Genomic DNA, 19,280 nt, shown 5'->3' on the forward strand with positions numbered 1-19,280 from the left:
TTTTTCATCTGAAGTTTAGAGCCTAAAAGTGTAGGAACGGGAAATGAAAAAAGACAATCACCAAATGACAAGCAAAAAAATAGCCAACCGCAATAATCGCGATTGGCTCTATATATTTGTGAACAAATCATAAGTTCACTAACAACGTCAGTTGGCTAGGTGACCCTCGGCTTAAGAAGGGTCAATGTATATAATGCAGTTAGCGTGCCAACTTTTATTCGACGTTTTATAAGCCCTGCATCGCATAAAAACCATGAATTTGTCATGCGAATTGCAAAGTGCATTTGCATAATGCAACCAAGATGCAATATCGATAAGAGATCAGTTTCATCGCTGCTCTTAATGACAAATCACTAAGTGGTTGTTATCTAAATGTTAGGCAAATATTCACTTCAACTTATTGCCTTACAATTAATAGAGTAATAAAAGCCCTTCCCCAAAAGCATATTCATACTTTTTTTACACTAAAGTTTGTATACTGCACAAAATCATCCTCAACTCTATGAAGCAATGAACTACTTAAGTACTTTTTTCAAAGGCATGGCTATGGGCGCAGCAGACGTTGTTCCTGGCGTGTCGGGCGGAACCATCGCATTCATCACTGGTATCTACGATACGCTGCTAGAAAGCATTCGCAGAATTAACCCTAGCGTACTTGGCTTATGGAAACGCGAAGGCTTCAAAGCCGCGTTTAATCACATCAATGGTTTCTTCCTAATTTCACTGTTCGCGGGCGTATTCACTAGCATTGCGACATTCGCAAAATTGATTTCTTGGTTATTAGTCACCCACCCTGTTCCACTGTGGTCTTTCTTCTTCGGCCTGATCTTGGTCTCGGTTTTCCATATTCTTAAGCAAGTAGAGAAACGCGATATGATTCGCTTCGTGTTTTTGCTGCTTGGCGTTGCTTTCGCTTATAGCATTACCGTGCTTAAACCGCTGCAAATGGAACCAACCAGCATCAACGTATTGATTGCGGGTGCGATTGCTATCTGCGCGATGATTTTACCCGGTATTTCAGGCAGCTTTATTCTGCTCCTGATTGGCATGTATGGCCCCGTGCTTGGCGCCGTTAAATCATTTCAAGTCGATGTACTTGCGCTATTCCTTGCGGGCTGTGTGATCGGACTGCTGACTTTCTCACATGTACTGTCTTGGCTATTGCGTTCATTCCGCGACTTCACATTGGTATTCTTAACCGGTTTGATGATCGGTACGCTGCCTAAGATCTGGCCTTGGAAAGAGACCATCAGCTGGCGCACAAACTCAAAAGGTGAACAAGTTCCTCTGATTCAAGAAAACCTATCACCGTTTGATTTTGAAGCGGTAACCTCTCAGCCTTCTCAGTTGGTCATGGCGATTGTGATGATGTTTGCTGCGATTGCATTGGTTTTAGGCCTGGAGAAGTTCGCAGAGCGTAACGCTGACTAATCATTCAACGTATTTCTGGAACATGTTCAAAATGGATAGAACTTAGAAATACTAAGCTCACATATCTATTAAACAGACAAAAGCGAAGCCAATGGCTTCGCTTTTTTAGTTCTACCATACGCACAAAATTGCTTTTTGATACAAGCACGTATTGAGGGGTGTGATAACATCGCCGCTCTTATAAAATTAAATGAGAACACGACATGCACTCTGCATTAAAGGTTGCTGCTGTTGGGATCGCTCTCGTGGCAGGCTTTTATGGGCCGCAAGCAATTCAGCAGTTTAAATCAGCGATGGAGCACTCAACTGCCGACGTCAGCTTGGATGATTACTGCATGCTTTCAACCACATCGTGTGAGCAAGACAGCGTTGCTATGACCCTTGAGCATGAAACAGCTCAACCTCTAGTCCCAACAAAAATCAAAGTGGTGTGGGAAGGCGCGGCCTCTGAAACCTTGATGCTATCGCTGACCGGTTTAGAGATGGAAATGGGATCAGCGCGTTTTCAATTAAAGAGCATTGGCAACAATACCTATGAAGGTGATGTGATTTTACCTGTATGTACTTTAGATAAAATGACATGGATCGGTGAACTCACTGATGGTGTCGATACTGTAAACCCTGCAATAAGGATGGCAAGATGAGTAGAAATTGGTCGTTAGCATTGGTTGTCGCTTTTGTACTTGGCTTTGGTGTCAAAAGCTATCTTGATGGGCAAAACGAAGTTCAAGAACAACACGCTGCAAAACAAGAGTTCTCCGCAACGACTCTTTTCGGCAAAGACAACCAACCAACGGAAATCTTTGACCAAACCGATGACAGAATTCGTATCGTTTACTTCGGTTTCACACGCTGCCCAGATGTGTGCCCCACTTCTTTGGCTATGTTGGCCGGAGCACTTAACCAAGTCTCTGATGAAGCAAAAGCCAAGATTCGCCCGATGTTTGTCTCTCTCGACCCTGAGCGTGATGCAGCAGAGGCCTCATACGAATACGCGCAGTACTTCCACCCAATGATGGAAGGATTAAGTGGTCCTTTGGATGTGACAACCACGCTTGCACACAACTACGGTGTTATTTTCAGAAAGACCAAGCTGGAAGGTTCAGAGTTGGAATACACCCTTGACCACAGCTCATATTTTTATTTTTTAAAGCCCGACGGTACCTTGATTACCAAAGTGCCGCATACGTTAACGCCAGCACCAATTGTTGAGGCTATCAACAAGCTGACGCAGTAAAACGTAAAAACAAAGAACTTAACTAATAAAGTTCGAACAAAAAGTCAGGTCCCAGACCAAAAACATAAAAATTAAGGACAACAACATGAAGTTAAAAGCACTTGCTCTAGCGGGCTTATTGCTAACCCCTTTTGCTCAGGCTAGTAGCGATATTATGGTTCATGACGCGTACGCTCGTGCAACCCCGCCTTCAGCAGTGAACAGCGCGGTGTTCACGACTCTGATAAACCACAGCGATAAAGATCGCGCTATTGTTTCTGCAACAACACCTGCAGCAGGTAAAGTAGAACTTCATGATGTAATCATTGATGGCGATGTTATGAAAATGCGCCAAGTTCAAGAAATCACCATCCCTGCAAACGGTGAAGCGGTACTTAAACCTGGTAGCCTACACATCATGTTGTTCGACCTAAAAAGTAGCCTAAAAGAAGGTGAGCAAATCGAGATGACTCTGACTTTCGCTAACGGTGAAACGCAAACCTTCGACGCACCAGTGAAGAAAGTGATGAGCGGCATGAAAAAGATGAATCACGATCATCACTAATTCTAGAAACTGATGCTCAATGAGGCTTATCAAGAGCCAAAGCACTCAGTGAAAAATTAGACAAAATAAGCCACGATGACTTCTCGCCATCGTGGCTTTTTGTTAAACTGCACTCGCTTTTTATGCAAAGCCTAACCATATTAATAACCAAGGAGAAGAGAAGATGATTGTAATGAAAACACTAAAACTGGCAGTAAAAGTAACGCGTTAATTTTGTTTGGTTAAACCAACTTTAATTCCGAACTACCAACATTGAGCCACCAGCTGGCTACCGCACACTTTTACCCGGTTTACGTTTGATCGCACATGGTCAAAGCATGCTCACAATCCGGGGTCCTATCTATTGAATTCGACCCAAACTCTAAAGCAATTTTGACGTCTCGACGCTTTTTTAGCTTTTAACGCTTCTGATCTCACCAACAATAAGAGATCTCACAAGAAGTTAATGCTCTCATAAGAAAAGAAAGCTCGCACGTCTGGGTAAATAGACATGAATTCACAAACTGCATTTTCTCATCCAATGTCACTTCAACAACTTGGATGGCAACCTGTATTTCAACAACAACTGACACTTGAAGACTACGACCATTCAGTGATCGCCCGTATCACCGCGCACCATCGCAGTGGCTACACATTTGCGTCTGAACAAGGCGAAATCACTCTACCTATTCATCACAACCAACCTGCAATGACGGTTGGCGATTGGGTAATATTGAACTCTGAACTGCAATTCGATCGCTTACTAGAACGCCAATCGCTCTTTAGCCGAAAAGCTGCAGGCAGTCGTGTGGCTGAACAATATATTTCAGCCAATATCGACACAGTGTTTATCGTGGTTTCATTGAACAACGACTTTAATCTGAGTCGCATTGAACGCTACCTGGCACTCGCAAATGAAGCACAAGTTGAAGCGGTTATCGTCCTGACGAAGAAAGACTTGTGTGACGACTACGAAGACAAAGTACAACAGGTACAAAGCTTAGACCCGATGCTGATGATCGAAGCGGTCAACAGCCTAGATCAAGACTCAACCCAAGTACTTTCACCTTGGTGTAAAATCGGCAAGACCGTCGCGCTAATGGGCTCTTCTGGTGTGGGTAAGTCGACTTTGGTTAACTCATTGCTAGGTGAAGCATCGCAGGCAACTGGTGGTATTCGTGAAGACGACAGTAAAGGTCGTCATACAACCACATCACGATCACTCCACTTGCTCGCATCAGGTGGCTTGCTTCTCGACACTCCAGGAATGCGAGAGATCCAACTTGCAGACTGCGCTGAAGGCGTGAGTGAAACTTTTTCAGACGTCGAAGAGTTAGCAATGCACTGCCGCTTTTCTGATTGCAGCCATGAGTCAGAACCAGGATGCACAATACGCAAGGCCATTGAAAGCGGTGAGCTTTCTGAAAGACGATTCTCTAACTATGAGAAGTTACTCAGAGAGCAAGCAAGAAATAGAGCCTCATTGGCAGAGCAGAGAGCGAACAGTAAACAGCTTTCTAAAATGTACAAAACCGTGCAGTCAGAGAGCCGTAATATCAAGAAATCGTCTAAATAGCCGATTATTGGATTAGGTTTACAACACGTAAATAAGCCCCATGTCCCTATCGCGTATTAGCTCATTAATTCCTGAGCTCTTTAATGCATTGGGCTGGGGCTTTTTTGTATCAGCGAGGCTTCTTTGTATTAACAGGTCTTCTTTATATCAACAGGAACCCAATGGGATCATTTCTGCACACAATGATCTTGCTAATCGACTCTGACGGCACCAGAACCAGAACATTGACCCGAATGAGTATTATCATGCAGATTTATATCTCAACAAGAGTACAAAAATTTAACATTTAGCTCTAAAAACACCACGTAGCGCAAACAATCACCCTAAAAGTAAACTATTCCTAGACACCTTCTTAGATCCCGCTAATATGACCGCCCATTCCACTAGTGTATAGTTGGATTTGGTACAACTTTATAAAAAAATACATCACTATAATAAATTAACAATTGCAGGTATTTTATGCAAAATCACAACATGCTCGCCCGCATCGCTCGTGGAAATCTCGTTCTACAGATCCTTGCTGGTATTGTTTTCGGTGTCGTTCTCGCCATGGTTTCTCCTTCAGCAGCTCAAGATGCAGGCCTATTAGGTAGTCTGTTTGTTGGTGCTCTGAAAGCTGTTGCCCCAATTTTAGTATTCATTCTTGTTGCAGCTTCTATCGCAAACCAAAAGAAAGGTCAGCATACTCATATGCGTCCAATCATTGTGCTTTACCTGATTGGTACGTTCTCTGCAGCACTAACTGCTGTAGTACTGAGCTTCATGTTCCCAACCACTTTGACACTGGTTGCTGGCGCTGAAGGTGCTAACCCTCCTCAAGGTATTGCAGAAGTTCTTCATACGCTTCTATTCAAGCTTGTAGATAACCCAGTTAGCGCACTAATGAACGCTAACTACATCGGTATTCTTGCTTGGGCTATCGGTCTTGGTCTTGCACTGCACCACGCATCTGCAACAACCAAAGCGGTTTTCGAAGACCTTAGCCACAGTGTTTCACACATTGTTCGCTTCATTATTCGTCTTGCGCCATTCGGTATCTTCGGCCTTGTTTCGACTACATTCGCAACAACGGGCTTCGATGCACTAGCAAGCTACGGTCAACTACTAGCGGTTCTACTAAGCTCAATGCTGATCATTGCTCTTGTCGTTAACCCACTGCTTGTCTTTGTAAAGACAAAACAGAACCCATACCCACTTGTACTGCAATGTATTCGTGAGTCTGGTGTAACGGCATTCTTCACTCGTTCAAGCGCTGCAAACATCCCAGTGAACATGAACCTTTGTAAGAAGCTAGAGCTAGATGAAGATACTTACTCTGTATCAATCCCTCTAGGCGCAACCATCAACATGGCAGGTGCTGCAATCACCATCACTGTGTTAACGCTTGCAGCTGTACACACAATGGGTATTGAGATTGATATCTTCACTGCGATTCTACTAAGCCTTGTTGCTGCAATTTCAGCATGTGGCGCATCAGGCGTTGCCGGTGGCTCACTGCTACTGATTCCTCTAGCTTGTGGCCTATTCGGTATCTCAAACGATGTAGCGATGCAGGTTGTAGCGGTTGGTTTCATCATTGGTGTGATTCAAGATTCGGCTGAAACAGCGCTTAACAGCTCAACTGACGTAGTGTTCACTGCGGCTGTATGTAAAGCTGAGCAAAACAAAGCTTAACAGCTCTTGGGTATTAGGCTTTAGCTCTAAGCTCTAAGCTCTAAGCTCTAAAAGCAAATAGCACATAAATAAAAAGGGAAGCATCAGCTTCCCTTTTTGTTGTCTTGAGTTTCTCGATTAGAGCTAAAACGACCTATCAACCGTACACAACTAATGAGTGCAATTTACTGGTTTCTGTTCCAGTTAGACTCAACAGCAGACTGACTGAAATCTAGAGGATCACTATTTGGCGTCGCTTGTCTCTCTGTTGATGCTTGTTCGCTGTTAGGTTGCTGGCTGTAATCAACATTCGTATCTTGAGCACTCGCCGTTTGAGTATCTAAATGGCTCGCATCTACATTTAGCGCCTCACCTTCTTCATCAGACGCTTCTTTCACTTTCTTCGGAATCGGTATATTACGCTTGTAGAGCTTATTGAGCGCTTTAATGATTGAGTGCTTAGTGATTGCTTCTTGGGTCAGCTTAGTCATTATCGGCTTAGTCAGAGCCTGTAAGCCCACGACGGCATCCACACCAAGTTCCCCGCCGACTTTATCCCTCAAGTGCTTGGCTTCTGAGTAACCAAAATGAGCCGATAGAAATAGCCAGATATAAGCAATGGCATTACCGTGTTCACCATGGTCAATCCAAGCTTCACCTGCTCTAAACATCGCTTCTGCACTGTTCTTTTCTGCGGCCGTCTCAAACCAGTAAACAGCCTCGCCATGGTTAGGCTCAACACCCACACCGTTCAAATAACTCATACCAAGTTTGATCTTGCCGTCTAAGCTATTCTTTTCCGCGGCCTTTTGGTACCACTCGACAGAGCTTTCGGCAGAGTAGTCTGGGTTTTCTTTATCTAGACACCAGTCACCAATGAACAGCATCGCTTCAGTATTACCACCAGCCGCAGACTCTTCAATATAGGTATAACCCTTAGGGATGTTCTTATCGGTTCCGCGACCAAAGACAAGCGCTTTGCCCATCTCAAATTTCGCAGACACGTCATTGTCCAATGCGGATATCGCAAGCTGCCAAAAGTTGGCTTTTTCTCTTAAAATCAGGTCTTCTTTACGCTTCATGCTTAGGCGCACAATGCCGTACATGCCATTGATATTATCGAGTTGCGCTGCTTTGTCGTACCAATACAGAGCTTCCTTTATATTGTTACGTTCAGCTTCTTTTGCCAAATACAGAATCGACGGTACATGACCGGTTTCGGCTTTGAAGTGACGCTCTTTTTGCTCTTGTATGCGCGCTTTTTCAATCGCTTTTCGGTAAGCAACAGCACGAGCCTTACGTTCTTGTTCCAAGCGCTGCTTTCTTAGCGATAAAGAGATCAGCCACACGGCGACAAGTATTAACGAAAGAGCCGTCGCACCAATTGCGATTCCCATTGTACTCATAAAATATTTAACCTAACTCGGCAGATACAAGACTCGACGTTGAGAGTGTGTTCTACCCATAGTGAATGTTATGTTTCGAATTACAGGGAAAAGTGCAGTTACTGGCACGTTCCGCCTTAAAATGAACTTAGTTCAGTATCTCAGGATTACATTGCGATAAGAAGCCTAGGAGGTTCAATCCGTATGCAGTCCATAGACGATGTGATCTTGCTTCAATATAGATAAATTATGAAGGCTGCCTTTCATCAGGAAAGTCCTAAAGCTTGGTGACGAAATTGATGTTTTTCCCATCAACAATTTCGTGCAACTGCCGTACAACTCTCTTACAGGAATAGCTCTATACCTAGGTCAATTGACCGTATATGTAAGCCAACTCGGCAACCGTCTTCGCTGAAAATTTCTTCATCAAGCTTGCTCGGTGTACTTCCACTGTTCTCATGGCAATGCACAATTCATCGGCTATTTTCTGGTTACGCTTACCGTCGATAATTTGTTTGAGGATGTCTATCTCACGCTCGGTTAACGACGCGTACGCTTGGCGATACACATTCATGTGTAAGTGCTTTTCTGAAGCGTCCAAACCTTGCTTGATCGCCTCAGCTAACTCATTGCCTTTAACTGGCTTTTGAAAGAAATTCACCGCGCCGGCTTGTAAGGCTTCAACCGCCATTGGCACATCACCGTGCCCCGTCAGGTAAATCACCGACAGTGGGCTCTGCGCTTTTACCATCAACTCATGAACTTGCTGCCCTCTCATCTCTGGCATTCGGCTGTCTAAAACCACACAACCCGGCGCACTCAAGTCCACTGAGTCTAAAAAACTGGGGCCATCTTCAAAAGCTGACACAGTGAAATCATGCTCTTCTAATAAGAACACCAACGAATCGCGCATCGACTCATCGTCATCAACCACATAGACAGGAAGCCTTTGATGAAGTTCAGACATAACAAGATTCCTTATGAATCATTTGAAAGAGAGAAAGGCAGTGTCACCGCAACATGACATCCATGTGGGGTGAGTGACGTGATCGTCATTTGACCACTGTGATCTTCAATAACATCTTGGCAAATCGCGAGCCCAAGCCCCAAGCCATTTTCTTTGCTGCTCACAAAGGCTTGAGTCACTTCTTGTTCAGTGAAATCTAAACCGGTGCCGTTATCGATAATCGACAACATTATTTTATCCGGTTGATACTCGGTAATCACTTTAATTGTCGATGGTTCGTTGTTTTTGTTACCAATATCAGACGTAGCGCTTTGTTCGCGATGCATCTGAGCATTACACGCATCAGTCGCATTGTTGATCAAATTTACAACCACCTGCTGCAATCCGACGGGGTCAACATGTAGCGTGATAGGTTTACCCACGACATAACGTTCAATGGTTATCTTGTGTTTCTGTAATCGAAATTGCAGTAGCTCGATGGTATCTGTAAGAAGAGCTTCTATATCAGTTTGAGATTTATCTGATGAGCGTTTTTTGATCATGTTTCTTAAGCGCTGGATGATCGCATCAGCACGGTCCACTTGCGACTGGATCTTCTCAAATACAGGCTCTATGTCAGTCAACGGTTTGTTCTTCGAAATCCGCAGTAAACCACCTTCGCTATAATTCCGAATAGCTGCCAAAGGCTGATTAATCTCGTGTGCCAAGCTACTTCCCAGTTCACCAACTACCGCGATTCGTTGTGAATGTTCTAGCTGTTCACTCTTACTTTTCAGCTTGTGCAGCGTGGCTTCCAACTGCTTTTTGCTGCGGCTGAATTTGTATTCCAACCAAAAGTGGTAAGCATTCAGTAACACCACCAGAATAAAGAATGCCCATGCCCACTGTTGATTGTACTTGAGCCAGATTAACGCTTCCTTCCACCAAGGTTGTTGCAGTGGATGCATGTCGAGTTGTTGGTATAGCTTGTCGATCGACAGCAGGCTTGTCGGTGACGTCCAGCCCGATGCATTCGCTGCAATGGCTGGCGCACTGCTTTTTGGCATCGCAAATAACACCTGACTCATTTTTTTCGCCAGTGTAGAAGACGCTCTCTCTGTTTTGGCAAACGACCAGTTAGGGTACAAAGGCGTAGACACCTGACATCGGAACCCTTCTGGTGCTTGATTGTCGATAACACGATATTGACTAGCCACCAGCAAACCTTCACTGATCATGCTCTCGACCAAACACGCAGGGACGACTGCCGCCTCAATGTGTCCTTCACGCAGTTGATACAGGCTGGCATCAATAGGGAAACCTAAGAACTGAGTATTAGAGAAAAAGTGATTAGGGTTGAGCCCTTGTTGCATCACTTGGTAACGCATAGTGAGGTAACCACCAAACGCATTTTCCGAGACCGCCGCAATCGGCTTACCGCTCAATTGTTCGAGCGAAATATAAGGCGACATTCTTCTCACCACCAAGGCCGAACCAATACTTTGCGTATTGCTGGCTCCCGACTGTTCAAAGTTATGACTGGTCATGGTGGCCATCCAAGAGAGCGCATACTGGCGTCCTAAGCGAACCGCCTGACCGGGGTTGGTGATAACAAAGTCGACCTCAACACCTTTTACCGCGTCGGCCATCTCTTCCAAGTTGAAAGGCTTGAGAACAAAGTGTTTTCCGGGAATGCGCTCCGACAACCAATCCATTGTCGGCTGCCAACGCTGTTGAGCGGAAAGCTTGCCTCGAATAGCCAATACACCGACCTCAATAACCTGTTTCGACTCAACAGTGCCTGTCGTTGTAATCTCTTGCTCCGTTTGAGCGGCTAAACACATTCCTGCGGTTAAGCTCAACCAACAAAGGCTAACGATTGATATTAGGTTTCGGACTGTCACTAAAATCTCTTTCTCCACACTGACGGCATATCCACACTCAAATAACGCATTGATGACACGTTAAATAGAGCCTTGATACAAAGCATAACAGCTAGATTGGTAAAACCACATTTGTTCTAGATCAACTTTGATCTGGGTATGTGGAAATCCACAATACCCCGCGTACGCCCAAAATCTGACAATGAGCCCAACAGATAGAATACCCATTTATAGGTACCAACATGGACTCATTGAAAAGACGGTTTCTCAGCCAATTCGGCAAGGTTTCCGCTGGTGCTGCGCTCATTCCCATCACCGGAATCAACACCGTAGTCGCAAGCACAGCCATTCGCAATAACAACCAACCTGACCGCAAAGGCGAAGTAGGTAAACGCTACGCCATGGCGGTTGATTTACGTAAGTGCGTTGGCTGTCAGGCGTGCACTGTTGGCTGTAGCGTTGAAAACCAAGCACCAATTGGCCAGTTCAGAACCACCGTAAAACAGTATGAAGTCTCCCTGGATGATGGTTCGACTGCTCAACAAGACGTGAAATCTTTCATGTTACCTCGCCTCTGTAATCACTGTGACAACGCTCCCTGCATCAAGGTTTGTCCAGTTCAAGCGACCTTCCAACGCGAAGACGGCATTGTCATGGTCGACAATGAACGCTGCGTAGCCTGTGCTTACTGTATTCAAGCTTGTCCTTACGATGCTCGTTTCATTAATAACGACACCCTTACCGCAGACAAATGCACCTTCTGCGCACACCGCCTTGAAGACGGCTTACTGCCTGCTTGTGTAGAAACCTGTGTCGGTGGCGCGCGTGTCATTGGCGACCTTAAAGATCCAAACAGCGAGATCAACCGTCTGCTCAATGAAAACCAAGACGACATCAAGGTGCTTAAGCCAGAGCAGAATACCAACCCCCATGTTTTCTATATCGGCATGAACGAGCGATTCGTTAGCCACATTGAAGGCCAACCTGCGATTTATGATCCAGCCGCCATCGATAACTCATCCTCTAGCAAACAAGAATTGGCAATCGCGACACAAGGCAAACAAGGAGAGACAGCATGAATATCACTGAGGTGTTAGTCCCCGCTCAAGAGATCGCTTGGCTACCGTGGGCGGTTCAATATTTCTTCTACATAGGTTCGGCTTACGCGGCCGCTATTCTGTTTTTGATTGCACTGATATTTAAGAACTCAACCAGCCACCAATTTCGTTCTGCCCTTGTGCTTGTGATGGCAATCGGTGCGATTGTTGGGCCATTAGCGCTTACTGGTGACTTGCATCAACCCGGACGTGCGTGGCATTTCTATGCTCACATCACACCTTGGTCATGGATGTCATTGGGCTCTCTGTTTCTACCTTTGTTTTCTGGTCTGGCTGTTGCGACTGCTTGGGTTTACCTGCGTGATGACATCGCACAGCTTAAAGAGAGTGAAAACCCACTTCTAAAACGCCTGTCTTGGTTAACACTGGGCCAGTGGCAATTATCGAAAAAACTGATGATTGCTTTAGCCGCCACAACTGCGTTATCAGGCCTAAGCATCGCACTTTACACAGGTGCCGAGATTGCGATTTTGGCGAGTCGACCGCTTTGGCATCAACCAGCGTCTCCATTGCTTTGGTTCACGACCGCATTCTTTGCCGCAACGGGTTTAACTCTGTTGATTTGGGCTCTGCTGCCTTCAAGCAAACCAAGCTTAAAACCAACAGACCTAGCTCTGATACAAAGAACCATTACCTTAACAGGTGGCCTTGCCATCATTCTCACGTCGATTTGGGCATCTAACCATGGTCACTTCAATCTCTATGAGAACGACGCTTGGGGCATCAATTTAGGCATCATGACCACCAGCATTTTGGTGTGCATGATCTTGGTTCTTCCGCTGCAACGTTTATCTCAAAGCAAGTTAGGAATTGTCTGTGTTGCACTTGCGACCATCGTTTCAGCATGGGCGGTACGTTGGGTCACCATGATGGAAGTTCAAACCATTCCCCGTTTTGATGTGGGTGCATTCCCTTATGAACTGCCTATGGGTAGTGCAGGATTACTCGGCATCGTTGGTATGTGTGGTCTTTGGTTAGCACTTGCGTTGTTCGCCTCTGAGATCGTGTCTACTGGTTCTACACGAACAACTGGTTCTGCACCAAAGACAACATCGAAGCCAAACCAAAATACATCATCGTCACCACTTAACCGCTCACATAGCTTGTAGTCTGAGGAATCATCATGGATAACAAACGTCGTCAATTTTTGAAAACAGGCCTTGCTGCCGGTGGTGTTGGAGCCTTTGCTGCAGGTTATGCGACAACCACAAAGCATATGGTTCACGGTGCTATTGATGGCACCGCAGGTAAGAAAACCAATCACATCCATCACGGTAATTCGTTAGAGACAGAATACAGTGTGGATGAGCAAGGTAAGATCTCGCCGAATCCAAACCAACGCGTTGCACCCTCAATGTGTTTTGGCTGCTGGACACTGTGTGGCTTACGTGTGCGTATCGATAATCGCAATGACGAGATTTTGCGAATCTCGGGCAACCCGTACCACCCGCTATCAAGCGACCAACAGATCCCGTTCAAAACACCGGTAAAAGACGCCTACATTGGCTTGTCTGGTGAGTCAGGCATCAATAACCGCTCGACAGCCTGTGCCCGTGGTAACGGCATGTTGGAGATTCAAAACAGCCCATACCGAATCACTCAACCGCTCAAACGCGTTGGTAAGCGTGGTGAAGGCAAGTGGGAACCAATCAGCTACGAACAACTTATCTCTGAGATCACCGAAGGTGGTGACTTATTCGGTGAAGGTGAAGTTGAAGGCTTACGATCGATTCGCGACATCGAAACGCCACTTGATCCGAACAACCCTGAATACGGACCAAAAGCCAACCAACTGCTTGTGACCAATGCCGGTAATGAAGGCCGTGATGACATCTTGAAGCGCTTTGCATTCAACAGCTACGGTACTCGCAACTTTGGTCACCACGGTTCTTATTGTGGCTACGCATTCCGCGCAGGTTCTGGTGCGATCATGAATGATCTAGACAAATTCTCGCACTTAAAGCCTGACTTCAACAACGCAGAGTTCATTCTTTTCATCGGTATGTCTCCGGCTCAAGCGGGTAACCCGTTCAAGCGTCAAGCAAGACAATTGGCTGAGGCTCGTACCAACGGAAAACTCAGCTACACCATAGTGACACCAAGCCTTCCAGCAGGATCGTCAAGCCTTGCGGCGGGCGATCGCAATAACTGGCTACCGATCAAACCGGGCACCGATTCAGCATTAGTTCTGGGCATGATCCAATGGATCATCGACAACCAGCGCTACAATCGCGACTTCTTGTCTCGCCCAAGTGCGCAAGCGATGAAAAAAGCCGGCACCACACACTGGTGTAATGCATCTCACCTTGTGATCAGCGACGAGTCGCACCCACAAAATGGGCGTATGCTTCGTGCATCGGATATAGGGTTGCTAGAAACAGGCGAACCGATGTCTGACGATGACGGATTCATCGCACTCAATATGACAACGTCACTATTATCATCGCATATTCAGGTGAATGAAGCGGCTCTGTTCGTCGATCAAGATGTAGAAATCGATGGTCAGACTGTTCGCGTTAAATCTTCTCTGCAAAGATTGAAAGAAGAAGCCTTCAAATACGACCTTGCTTACTACAGTGAGCAGTGTGAGATCCCGCAGGACCAAATTATTGCGTTGGCAAAACGCTTCACCAGCTACGGGACGAAAGCAGTCGTGGATACTCACGGTGGCAACATGCACACCAACGGCTTCTACAACTCGTTCTCTATTCTGATGCTAAACGCGCTGATCGGTAACATCAACGCGAAAGGTGGCGCGATGGCGAAAGCGGGCGGCTACCCAACTTCGGTTGCAGGTCCACGTTACGACTTTACCAAGTTCAAGGGTAAGACTAAGCCTCAAGGTGTATTCTTGTCCCGCAGCAAGTTCCCGTATCAAAACACCAGCGAATACAAACGTCGCGTTGCCGCAGGCGAGTCACCTTACCCGACCCGCGCGCCGTGGTACCCAATATCAGCTCCGCTTTTAACTGAGCACTTATCAGCTGCGATTGACGGTTACCCTTACCGTGCAAAAGCGTGGATCAACCACATGGCGAACCCACTATATGGTGTCCCAGGCTTAGACAACCTGCTAGGCGAGAAGCTTAAAGATCCCAAACAGCTTGGCTTGATCGTGTCTATCGATGCCTTTATCAATGAAACGACTGCCTTATCGGATTACCTAGTGCCAGACACAGTGACCTACGAGAGCTGGGGCATGGCAACACCTTGGCATGGTGTCGCGACCAAAGCGATCACCGCTCGTTGGCCGATTGTTGAGCCTAAAACTTCCCGCACTCAAGACGGACGTGCCATCAACCTAGAGAACTTCTTTATTGATCTAGCGAAAACGCTTGGCCTAGGTGGCTTCGGCGACAACGTAATCAAAGACAATCAAGGTAACTGGCACGGTATTCATAGCGCTGAAGACTTCTACCTGCGCTCGGCTGCTAACTTAGCGTTCGTAAAAGGTGGCGTGCCGAATGTGGATGCGGAAGATATTGTTTGGTCTGGTCTTGAGCGCCTAGTGCCTGTGATGAACAAAACGCTCAAGCCTGAAGAGATGCTCAAAGTAGCGTACATTTTTGCGCGTGGCGGTCGTTTTGAAGACGCAACCAATGCCTACACCAATGAAACCATGAAGTACAAATGGACCAAACCACTGGCTATTTGGAATGAAAAGCTTGGTACCTCTCGCAACACCATCAGTGGCGAGCAGTACATGGGGTGCCCGACATGGTATCCACAAAAGCTTGCAGACGGCACACCTTTGGCAGAGCAGTTCCCAGCAAAAGAGTGGCCGTTCACCCTAACCAACTTTAAGTCCAATATTCACAGTGCGGTGTCTAACTTGTCACCACGCTTAGAATCAATCAAGGGTGTGAACCCGGTGTACATTCACCCGCAAGACGCCTCTTCAGCGGGTATCAAAACCGGTGACGTGTTTGCGATTGAAACACCGAGCTCAACCACACATGCGTTGGCGATGGTGATTGATGGCATCAAACCGGGAACATTAGGCTTTGAACACGGCTTTGGTCATAAAGAACTCGGTGAGCGTGCGCACTGGATCGGTGACACACAACAACCTGTGAAGATGAAGTCGAACGATGGCGTTAACATCAATGATATTGGCTTAATTGACCCGACGAGAGAAGGAAAAGGCGTCATGTTGGATTGGGTTGTGGGCGCAGCAGCAAGACAAGCGCTTCCGGCTAAGATCTACAAGGTCTAGCTTAAACTCAGCAAGCTATAACTTAATCACTGAGTCAAAACACTTCTTTATCTGATTTGCAGATGAGAACACAACAGGGCAACTTCGTCATTCGAGGTTACCCTGTTTTTTCGTCCTCTTGATCTAGAAAAGCACCCTATTTGGATAAACGTCCAATCTACATAAAGCATCCGCTCTAGATAGAGTAATCAACCCAAAACCATTAGGTAATCTTCATTTCACCACAACTTTTTTAGCCCGCATCCATAAAGCAGCTATGCTTATACAATCGGTGCCATGAAAGAGCCTTAACAAGCAGTTATACCGAGGCGAACATGGCAGTTCCCTTGCATTTCATAAACGGCAGTTGGATCAACCTATAGAAGTTCACATCAATACCATTATGGTAACTGAGGTTATTAATGTGAGACTCACCTCAAGTTCCAAGTGAATTAATGTGGAAATCCACAATAGCGCGAACAACCAATTATGTCGAAAATGCGTGCATTACAACCAATAGCGACGCCTCATGACTAAGCTGACAATTAAAACTCAAACTCTAACGCTTTGCATCGCTGCTCTAGGAAGCCTTTCTTTATCCGCTTTTGCACAAGCAGCACCCAATCCAATGCCAGAAGCCGCAGAAACTTGTAGCGGCTGCCATCAAGCCGACGGTAAAGGCATGCCCAACATTGCCCCTATGCTTGCAGGGCTCAATGCTGACTATCTAGAACATCAACTGGTTCTGTTCTCAAGTGGTGAGCGTCAAAGCGCGATCATGAAGGGAATGGCTGACGGTGTATCTGATCCCGCTGTTCGTCGTGAGGTCGCAGAATACTTTGCATCACTACCTTCATACGAATTTACCGATTTAGAGCAGCGCGGCTCACAGGCTGATATCGATAACCCCTATCGTAAACTTGTATTCCAAGGCGATTGGGATCGAAACATTCCTGCTTGTGCTACCTGTCATGGACCAAGTGGTATGGGCGTAGACAAATTTCCTCGCCTAGCAAGCCAGCATGCCGACTACATTCAGACTCAGCTCAACGCTTGGAAAAACGGCACTCGTAAGGGTGATGATTTGAACATGATGGGTAATATCGCGGGCAAGTTAACCGACGATGAGATCAAAAACCTGTCTTACTACTTCGCCTCTTTCCGATACTAAAGGGCTCGCATGAAAACATTACTTCTAATTACCTCAACCCTTGCCTCTGGAATCGCTTATGCCGAAGCAGAGTTGCCAGATCGCCAAACCGAACTGCCAGCCGTTGAGAAGCCTCAAGATAACAAATATCTGGTGCCACGAGACTTGGTTGATATCCCTGCTGGGGAATTTGGTGACAAAGTAAAACTGGGCTATTCCCTGTTTGTCGATTCACAACAGATGCGTGGTACGTTCGTCGGCAATGAACAAAACTGTGTCAACTGCCACATGCAAGCGGGCATGAAGCCTAACGCTGCCCCTCTTTGGGGTGCGTACATGGCCTACCCTGCGTATCGTTCTAAGAATGACAAGGTAAACAGCTACGCAGAACGTATCCAAGGTTGCTTCACCTACTCAATGAATGGTCTGCCACCGGCTGAGGGTTCAAAAGAGATGGTCGCACTGACGGCGTATTCATACTGGCTGGCGATGGGCGGCATCTTAGACAAGAACGGCATGCAAGATACACCCGTTCCTGAGATTAGCGATGCCGACTTACAAGTCGGTGGTAAAGCGGAAAGCTTCCCTCTCCCTGAAGAGCTGTTAAGCAAATACCCAATCGATGGCCGCAGTAAGTTGGCAGGGCGTGGCTATCCTAAGATTGATAATCCTGAACAAGAGCCATCGATAGCGCGTGGTGAAAAGGTTTACCAAACCAGCTGCCAAACCTGTCATGGTCAAAATGGTGAAGGTATTAAAGGGGCTGACGGACGTTCATACTTTCCACCATTGTGGGGCGAAAACGCGTATAACTGGGGCGCAGGTATGCACCGTGTAAATACAGCAGCTTACTTCATCTACGAAAACATGCCGCTTGGAAAGAGCCAACAGCTTTCAATTCAGGGTGCATGGGATGTAGCCGCATTTGTGAACAGTCATGAACGCCCACAAGACCCTAGATACAAGGGTGATGTTGCCGGCAATGCTAAGCGTTACCACAACCACCAAGGTTACTATGGTAAAGAAGTTGATGGTCATGTACTAGGTACCAAAGCTTATCCGAGTGGTAAAGAAGTGATTCATGAGCATTAATAGGTATTAGTGAATATGAGCCGTTCACGCCAGCTATAGCTAAGCTTTACATTGTAAATCAGTGATAGCCGGAACAATTAAAAAGGAGCCAGATCGTGTGACGATCTGGCTCCTTTTTAGTTTGAACTATTAGAAACACAACTAACCTTGCTGCATCTTCTCCCAAATGGTCGGAGAGCCAATATAATCTTGAACTGTAGTAATAAACTCTTTGACCAGCTTGGTCTGTTTACGGTGCGGATACACAGCGTAGATTGCAGTATCAATCGTTGAAATCGGGTAATCTGGAAGCAACGTAACCAAGCCCAGATCTTTCATTGAGGCATACAGGTTTGATTGGTCAAGGAAGCCATAGCCTAAGCCATCTTTTACGCAAGAGACCATGGTGCGAACATCACTCACCTTATAGTTGCCACGAATCGTCAGGCTTTGAAAGGTATTACCATGCGGCTCTTCACTGATACGCAAGTGATCGACTGTCATATCGCCATTGGTATAAATCACCGCGGGTAGCGCGAGTAGATCTTGTGGCGTCTTCGGCTCTCCGTGCTCCTTCACAAAATCGTTCGATGCGACCAACATGAAGTTACTGTCGGCAATCTTCTTCGCAATCAAATTCGATTCAACAAGCTTACTGAAGCGAAACGCGATATCAAACTGCCCGGCAATGATGTTGGCGATCTTATCGTCTAGTGAGAGTACGATCTGAACATCTGGGTACTTTCTCATGAACTGAGTGATGATAGGTTGCAAATATTGCTGCCCAAAATAGATCGGTGAAGTAATTCGTAGCACACCTTTGGGTTCAGACTGGTATGAATCTGCAATTCCTTGGATCTGATTGATAGTGTCTTTCAGCACATAGGTTTGTGCGAGAATATCTTCCCCGGCCGACGTCAACGAAAACGAGCGTGTAGAGCGGTTAAGCAGCTGAACACCTAAATCTTGCTCGAGCTTTTTGATCTGTTTAGAGAGTGATGAGTTGTCCATATCGTGCAAGGTTGCCGCTTTGGTAAACGACCCTTGTTGAACCACATCTAAGAACAATAACAACTGATTGGTATTTGGCACTGCGCCTCTCCTGAAATAAA

15 protein-coding genes are annotated in these 19,280 nt (G+C 46.1%); 11 read left to right on the top strand and 4 right to left on the bottom strand.

The features are described from left to right. The first annotated feature begins 510 nt into the window (after positions 1-510). From AB4503_RS05430 to sstT, 6 genes are all read left to right on the top strand, one after another. The gene (locus AB4503_RS05430) at positions 511-1,431 is read left to right on the top strand and encodes a DUF368 domain-containing protein (RefSeq protein WP_017064236.1); all 921 of its coding nucleotides are present in this window, start codon (positions 511-513) and stop codon (positions 1,429-1,431) included. Positions 1,432-1,634: 203 nt separating this feature from the next. Beyond that, positions 1,635-2,075 carry a hypothetical protein gene (locus AB4503_RS05435; protein ID WP_372113888.1) on the top strand — a complete coding sequence of 147 codons (441 nt, stop codon included), beginning with the start codon at positions 1,635-1,637 and terminating at the stop codon, positions 2,073-2,075. Next, a complete protein-coding gene (locus AB4503_RS05440; RefSeq protein WP_004732104.1) occupies positions 2,072-2,668 on the top strand; it encodes an SCO family protein in 597 nt (198 codons plus the stop codon). The genes AB4503_RS05435 and AB4503_RS05440 overlap by 4 nt, the downstream gene beginning before the upstream one ends. Positions 2,669-2,753: 85 nt before the next feature. After that, the gene (locus AB4503_RS05445; protein WP_372113890.1) at positions 2,754-3,212 is read left to right on the top strand and encodes a copper chaperone PCu(A)C; all 459 of its coding nucleotides are present in this window, start codon (positions 2,754-2,756) and stop codon (positions 3,210-3,212) included. A 490-nt stretch (positions 3,213-3,702) separates the two neighbouring features. Further along, complete coding sequence (rsgA, locus tag AB4503_RS05450) at positions 3,703-4,767, top strand: ribosome small subunit-dependent GTPase A (RefSeq protein ID WP_372113891.1); 1,065 nt, start codon at positions 3,703-3,705, stop codon at positions 4,765-4,767. Positions 4,768-5,226: 459 nt separating this feature from the next. Continuing rightward, positions 5,227-6,441: a serine/threonine transporter SstT gene (gene sstT, locus AB4503_RS05455; protein WP_004732110.1), complete on the top strand. Its 1,215-nt coding sequence runs from the start codon at positions 5,227-5,229 to the stop codon at positions 6,439-6,441. Between the two features lie 164 nt (positions 6,442-6,605). On the opposite strand, the gene AB4503_RS05460 is transcribed toward sstT, so the two are convergent. From AB4503_RS05460 to AB4503_RS05470, 3 genes are all read right to left on the bottom strand, one after another. Next, positions 6,606-7,826: a tetratricopeptide repeat protein gene (locus AB4503_RS05460; protein WP_193840975.1), complete on the bottom strand. Its 1,221-nt coding sequence runs from the start codon at positions 7,824-7,826 to the stop codon at positions 6,606-6,608. A 343-nt stretch (positions 7,827-8,169) separates the two neighbouring features. Then, positions 8,170-8,772, bottom strand: a complete 603-nt coding sequence (locus AB4503_RS05465) for a response regulator transcription factor (RefSeq protein ID WP_048609831.1) — start codon at positions 8,770-8,772, stop codon at positions 8,170-8,172. 11 nt (positions 8,773-8,783) lie between these two features. Beyond that, positions 8,784-10,655 (bottom strand): PhnD/SsuA/transferrin family substrate-binding protein, encoded by a 1,872-nt coding sequence (locus tag AB4503_RS05470; RefSeq protein ID WP_372113893.1) that lies wholly within the window; start codon positions 10,653-10,655, stop codon positions 8,784-8,786. A 221-nt stretch (positions 10,656-10,876) separates the two neighbouring features. Between AB4503_RS05470 and dsrO the strand changes: the two genes are divergently transcribed. From dsrO to AB4503_RS05495, 5 genes are all read left to right on the top strand, one after another. After that, positions 10,877-11,713, top strand: coding sequence for a sulfate reduction electron transfer complex DsrMKJOP subunit DsrO (gene dsrO / locus AB4503_RS05475; protein WP_229648270.1), 837 nt, complete (start codon positions 10,877-10,879; stop codon positions 11,711-11,713). Further along, on the top strand, positions 11,710-12,861 hold the full coding sequence (gene nrfD, locus AB4503_RS05480) for an NrfD/PsrC family molybdoenzyme membrane anchor subunit (RefSeq protein ID WP_372113895.1): 1,152 nt from the start codon (positions 11,710-11,712) through the stop codon (positions 12,859-12,861). Before dsrO ends, nrfD begins: the two co-directional genes overlap by 4 nt. Before the next feature lie 14 nt (positions 12,862-12,875). Next, the gene (locus AB4503_RS05485) at positions 12,876-15,968 is read left to right on the top strand and encodes a tetrathionate reductase subunit A (RefSeq protein ID WP_372113897.1); all 3,093 of its coding nucleotides are present in this window, start codon (positions 12,876-12,878) and stop codon (positions 15,966-15,968) included. A gap of 508 nt (positions 15,969-16,476) precedes the next feature. Then, complete coding sequence (locus tag AB4503_RS05490; RefSeq protein ID WP_017064226.1) at positions 16,477-17,118, top strand: c-type cytochrome; 642 nt, start codon at positions 16,477-16,479, stop codon at positions 17,116-17,118. Positions 17,119-17,127: 9 nt separating this feature from the next. Further along, the gene (locus tag AB4503_RS05495) at positions 17,128-18,189 is read left to right on the top strand and encodes a c-type cytochrome (RefSeq protein WP_372113899.1); all 1,062 of its coding nucleotides are present in this window, start codon (positions 17,128-17,130) and stop codon (positions 18,187-18,189) included. A gap of 141 nt (positions 18,190-18,330) precedes the next feature. Here AB4503_RS05495 and AB4503_RS05500 read toward each other — a convergent pair whose 3' ends face one another. Next, positions 18,331-19,260, bottom strand: a complete 930-nt coding sequence (locus tag AB4503_RS05500) for a LysR family transcriptional regulator (RefSeq protein ID WP_017058846.1) — start codon at positions 19,258-19,260, stop codon at positions 18,331-18,333. Positions 19,261-19,280 lie beyond the last annotated feature (20 nt).

Source organism: Vibrio sp. 10N.222.55.B11, assembly GCF_041473705.1.
Lineage (GTDB): Bacteria > Pseudomonadota > Gammaproteobacteria > Enterobacterales > Vibrionaceae > Vibrio > Vibrio crassostreae_C.

What these genes read in the sequence shown, in the direction of transcription:
- AB4503_RS05430 (WP_017064236.1), top strand. Translation starts at nt 511, where the DNA reads ATGAACTACTTAAGTACTTTTTTCAAAGGCATGGCTATGGGCGCAGCA.
- AB4503_RS05435 (WP_372113888.1), top strand. Translation starts at nt 1,635, where the DNA reads ATGCACTCTGCATTAAAGGTTGCTGCTGTTGGGATCGCTCTCGTGGCA.
- AB4503_RS05440 (WP_004732104.1), top strand. Translation starts at nt 2,072, where the DNA reads ATGAGTAGAAATTGGTCGTTAGCATTGGTTGTCGCTTTTGTACTTGGC.
- AB4503_RS05445 (WP_372113890.1), top strand. Translation starts at nt 2,754, where the DNA reads ATGAAGTTAAAAGCACTTGCTCTAGCGGGCTTATTGCTAACCCCTTTT.
- rsgA (WP_372113891.1), top strand. Translation starts at nt 3,703, where the DNA reads ATGAATTCACAAACTGCATTTTCTCATCCAATGTCACTTCAACAACTT.
- sstT (WP_004732110.1), top strand. Translation starts at nt 5,227, where the DNA reads ATGCAAAATCACAACATGCTCGCCCGCATCGCTCGTGGAAATCTCGTT.
- AB4503_RS05460 (WP_193840975.1), bottom strand. Translation starts at nt 7,826, where the DNA reads ATGAGTACAATGGGAATCGCAATTGGTGCGACGGCTCTTTCGTTAATA.
- AB4503_RS05465 (WP_048609831.1), bottom strand. Translation starts at nt 8,772, where the DNA reads ATGTCTGAACTTCATCAAAGGCTTCCTGTCTATGTGGTTGATGACGAT.
- dsrO (WP_229648270.1), top strand. Translation starts at nt 10,877, where the DNA reads ATGGACTCATTGAAAAGACGGTTTCTCAGCCAATTCGGCAAGGTTTCC.
- nrfD (WP_372113895.1), top strand. Translation starts at nt 11,710, where the DNA reads ATGAATATCACTGAGGTGTTAGTCCCCGCTCAAGAGATCGCTTGGCTA.
- AB4503_RS05485 (WP_372113897.1), top strand. Translation starts at nt 12,876, where the DNA reads ATGGATAACAAACGTCGTCAATTTTTGAAAACAGGCCTTGCTGCCGGT.
- AB4503_RS05490 (WP_017064226.1), top strand. Translation starts at nt 16,477, where the DNA reads ATGACTAAGCTGACAATTAAAACTCAAACTCTAACGCTTTGCATCGCT.
- AB4503_RS05495 (WP_372113899.1), top strand. Translation starts at nt 17,128, where the DNA reads ATGAAAACATTACTTCTAATTACCTCAACCCTTGCCTCTGGAATCGCT.